Source organism: Streptomyces pseudogriseolus (assembly GCA_002154585.1).
Classification (GTDB): Bacteria; Actinomycetota; Actinomycetes; order Streptomycetales; family Streptomycetaceae; genus Streptomyces; species Streptomyces pseudogriseolus.
Map to the genome: position 1 here is coordinate 1 of MUNG01000562.1, position 2,957 is coordinate 2,957.

Genomic DNA, 2,957 nt, shown 5'->3' on the forward strand with positions numbered 1-2,957 from the left:
ATTGTGCAACTAGTTGCACAAGCCGGTGCGCGTGCCCTACAACTACAGGCACCACACCGCGCACGGAGGGCCAGATGAGCCGTTACCCCCACCTGCTGACCCCGCTGGACCTGGGCTTCACCACGCTGCCCAACCGCGTCCTCATGGGTTCCATGCACGTCGGTCTCGAGGAGGCCGAGGGCGGCTTCTCCCGCATGGCCGAGTTCTACGCCGCCCGCGCCCGCGGCGGCGTGGGCCTCATCGTCACCGGCGGCATCGCCCCCAACGACGAGGGACGCCCCTACGAGGGCGGCGCCAGGCTCACCACCGACGAGGAGGCCGAGCAGCACCGGGTCGTCACCGCCGCCGTCCACCGCGAAGGCGGCCGCATCGCCCTCCAGATCCTGCACTTCGGCCGTTACGCCTACCACCAGGACCTGGTCGCCCCCAGCCCCGTCCAGGCGCCCATCAGCCCCTTCGTGCCGCGCGAACTGACCGACGCCGACGTCGAGCGGACCATCGACGACTACGTGCGCGCCGCCCGCCTCGCCCGGCAGGCCGGCTACGACGGCGTCGAGATCATGGGCTCCGAGGGCTACCTCATCAACGAGTTCATCGCCCGCCAGACCAACCACCGCACCGACCGCTGGGGCGGCTCCTACGAGAACCGCATGCGCTTCCCGGTCGAGATCGTCCGCCGCGTCCGCGAGGCGGTCGGCGACGACTTCATCCTGATCTACCGGCTCTCCATGCTCGACCTGGTGCCCGGCGGCTCCACCCTCGACGAGGTGATCACCCTCGCCAAGGCCGTCGAGTCCGCCGGCGCCACGATCATCAACACCGGCATCGGCTGGCACGAGGCCCGCATCCCCACCATCGCCACCTCCGTCCCGCGCGGCGCCTACACCTGGGTCACCAAGCGCCTCATGGGCGAGGTGTCCGTCCCCCTGGTCACCACCAACCGCATCAACACCCCCGAGCTGGCCGAGCAGCTGCTCGCGGACGGCACCGCCGACATGGTGTCCATGGCCCGCCCGATGCTCGCCGACCCCGACTTCGTGGCCAAGGCCGCCGACGGCCGCCCCGAGGCGATCAACACCTGCATCGGCTGCAACCAGGCCTGCCTCGACCACACCTTCAGCGGCCGGATCACCTCCTGCCTGGTGAACCCGCGCGCCTGCCACGAGACCGAGCTGGTGCTCTCCCCGACCCGCCGCCGCAAGCGCGTCGCCGTCGTCGGCGCGGGGCCGGCCGGACTGGCCTGCGCGGTGAGCGCCGCCGAACGCGGCCACGAGGTCACGCTGTTCGACGCCGCGGGCGAGATAGGCGGGCAGCTGAACGTCGCCCGCAAGGTCCCCGGCAAGCAGGAGTTCGACGAGACCCTGCGGTACTTCCGCACCCGCCTCGCCGAGCTGGCCGTCGACGTGCGCCTCGACACGCGCGTCACCGCCGCCGACGTCGGTGACCACGACGAGGTAGTGGTCGCCACCGGCGTCACCCCCCGCGTCCCCGACATCCCCGGCGTCGACCACCCGAGCGTCGTCGGCTACCTCGACGTGCTGCGCGACGGCGCGCCCGTCGGCGACCGCGTCGCGATCCTCGGCGCCGGCGGCATCGGCTTCGACGTCGCCGAGTACCTCACCGACGGCGGCGACAAGGCGCACGAGGACCCCGAGACGTACTTCCGCCAGTGGGGCGTCGACCTCGACTACCGCGCGCCCGGCGGCCTCGCCGCCCCCGAGCGGCCCGCCCCGGTGCGCACCGTCCACCTGCTCCAGCGCAAGACCTCCAAGGTCGGCGCCGGACTCGGCAAGACCACCGGGTGGATCCACCGCACCGAACTGCGCCACCGTGGCGTCACCATGGTCCCCGGCGTCCGCTACGACCGGATCGACGACGCCGGACTGCACGTCACCGTCGGCGACGAGAGCACCGTCCTCGAGGTCGACACCGTCGTGCTGTGCACCGGCCAGGAACCGCGCCGGGACCTCTACGAGGAGCTGGTCGCCGCCGGACGCCCCGTCCACCTCATCGGCGGCGCCGACGTGGCGGCGGAGCTGGACGCCAAGCGGGCCATCAAGCAGGGCACGGAGCTCGCGGCGGCCCTCTGAGGGCGACGCGGCCCGTCCCTAGGATGAGCGGCATGTCACTCCCGCACGCGATCCTCACCGCCCTGCTCGAGAAGCCGTCGTCCGGGCTGGAGCTGACCCGCCGCTTCGACCGGTCGATCGGCTACTTCTGGTCCGCGACGCATCAGCAGATCTATCGCGAGCTGGGGAAGCTGGAAGGGGAGGGCCTGATCAGGGCCCTCCCCGCGGAACAGCCCGCGCGCGGGCAGAAGAAGGTGTACGAGGTGCTGGAGGCGGGCCGGGAGGAGCTGGCCCGCTGGACGGCCGCGTCCCAGGACCCGAAGCCGCAGCGGGACGCGCTGCTGCTGCGGCTGCGCGCCGCGGCGGTGGTGGGGACGGAGGGGCTGGAGACGGACCTCCGGCGCCACCGGGAGCTGCACGCGCGGCAGTTGGAGATGTACCGGGAGATCGAGCGGCGGGATTTCCCTCCCGGGAAGGGTGGGGCGGAGGATCGGTTGCGGCACCTTGTGCTGCGGGCGGGGATCGATCTGGAGACCTTCTGGACGCAGTGGCTCGATCACGCGGTGGCGGAGGTCGCCGGTATGCCGGAGGGGCAGGGGCGGCAGGAGTAGTCGCCCGGGTGCGGGTGGGTGGGGGCCGGTCGCGCAGTTCCCCGCGCCCCTGAGGGCGTTCGCGGCAGGCCGCGATCAGGAGGGCCCCGGAAGATGAGTTCCCCGCGCCCCTTGCGGGGCGCGGGGGTGGCGGCGGCCGCCTGGCCGGAGCGCGTCGGACGTGTGGCGGCCGGCGCCGGTCTAGAGGTGGCCGGGGCGGGCCGTGCCGCGGCGGCGCAGGTACCAGACAGTGCCGAGGACGCCGGCGCCGACCAGGGCGCCGCCGCGCCACCGCCGT

2 protein-coding genes are annotated in these 2,957 nt (G+C 73.1%); both read left to right on the plus strand.

What is annotated here, in order from left to right:
• Nucleotides 1-74 precede the first annotated feature (74 nt).
• Nucleotides 75-2,090 (plus strand): NADPH-dependent 2,4-dienoyl-CoA reductase, encoded by a 2,016-nt coding sequence (locus CCN29_RS32710; RefSeq protein WP_086686133.1) that lies wholly within the window; start codon nucleotides 75-77, stop codon nucleotides 2,088-2,090.
• 32 nt (nucleotides 2,091-2,122) lie between these two features.
• Complete coding sequence (locus CCN29_RS32715) at nucleotides 2,123-2,680, plus strand: PadR family transcriptional regulator (protein ID WP_086686135.1); 558 nt, start codon at nucleotides 2,123-2,125, stop codon at nucleotides 2,678-2,680.
• Nucleotides 2,681-2,957 lie beyond the last annotated feature (277 nt).

Excerpts from the sequence above, each read along its gene's own strand:
- CCN29_RS32710 (WP_086686133.1), top strand. The coding sequence starts at position 75 with ATGAGCCGTTACCCCCACCTGCTGACCCCGCTGGACCTGGGCTTCACC.
- CCN29_RS32715 (WP_086686135.1), top strand. The coding sequence starts at position 2,123 with ATGTCACTCCCGCACGCGATCCTCACCGCCCTGCTCGAGAAGCCGTCG.